1 protein-coding gene is annotated in these 1031 nt (G+C 42.0%); it reads left to right on the top strand.

Going from position 1 to position 1031, the window contains the following annotated elements; translation table 11 throughout:
- Positions 1-33: 33 nt before the first annotated feature.
- On the top strand, positions 34-1031 hold a 998-nt coding region (locus DW173_RS21385), incomplete at its 3' end, for an AAA family ATPase (protein WP_158593292.1).

Below are 1031 nucleotides of genomic sequence, written 5' to 3'. Positions count from 1 at the left end.
TTATTGTTACTTTTGTGAGAAAATGAAAGAGTTATGAACCAACCAGTAAAGCGCAAACGTATTCCGTACGGAATGATGAACTTTATCGATGTCCGCGAAGACGACTGTTATTACGTGGACAAGACACATTATATCCCGCTTATAGAAAACGCGAACAAGTATTTCTTTTACATTCGCCCACGAAGGTTCGGAAAGAGCTTAACGATCTCCATGCTCCGACATTATTATAACATATTAGAGGCGGACAAGTTTAAGAAATGGTATGGCGACCTGTACATAGGAAAACATCCCACTCCCGAACGAAATTCATATCTCATCATTTATCTAAACTTTGCCGTAGTTAATGCCGAATTAAATAGTTACCGGCAATCATTGGACGCACATTGCAACACAGAATTCAACTTTTTCTGCGATGTCTACGCGCAATATCTTCCCGAAGGGATAAAGGAAGAAATGAATAAGAAAAAGGGAGCCGTAGAGCAACTGGATTATCTATATAAAGAATGTGTGAAGACCAATCAACAGATTTATCTGTTCATTGATGAATACGACCACTTTACAAACAAAATCTTATCAGAACCTGCCTGTCTGGAAGATTACAAGAGCGAGACGCACGGAACCGGTTATCTGCGCAGCTTCTTCGATACGGTGAAAGCAGGCACGGACTCCACTATCAAACGTTGCTTCGTGACTGGTGTCAGCCCCGTCACGATGGACGATCTCACCAGCGGATTCAATATCGGCACCAATTATTCGCTCTCTCCGGAATTTAATGAAATGACCGGATTCAACGAAGAAGAGGTGCGCGCAATGTTGGATTATTATGCCACTACCTGCCAGTTTCACCACTCTACCGACGAGCTGATAGAAGCTATGAAACCTTGGTATGACAACTACTGTTTTGCAGAACAAAGTTATGGCGGTACTACAATGTACAACTCCAATATGGTACTCTACTTTGTGGATAATTACATCCGAAATGGAGGCTATATGCCACGCAATATGGTAGAAGAAAACATCCGCGTGGATTA

Source organism: Bacteroides sp. AM16-13 (genome assembly GCF_003602705.1).
Classification (GTDB): Bacteria; Bacteroidota; Bacteroidia; order Bacteroidales; family Bacteroidaceae; genus Bacteroides; species Bacteroides xylanisolvens.
The sequence above is the reverse complement of the archived record's forward strand: the minus strand, read 5'-3'. Positions and strand labels throughout refer to the sequence as shown.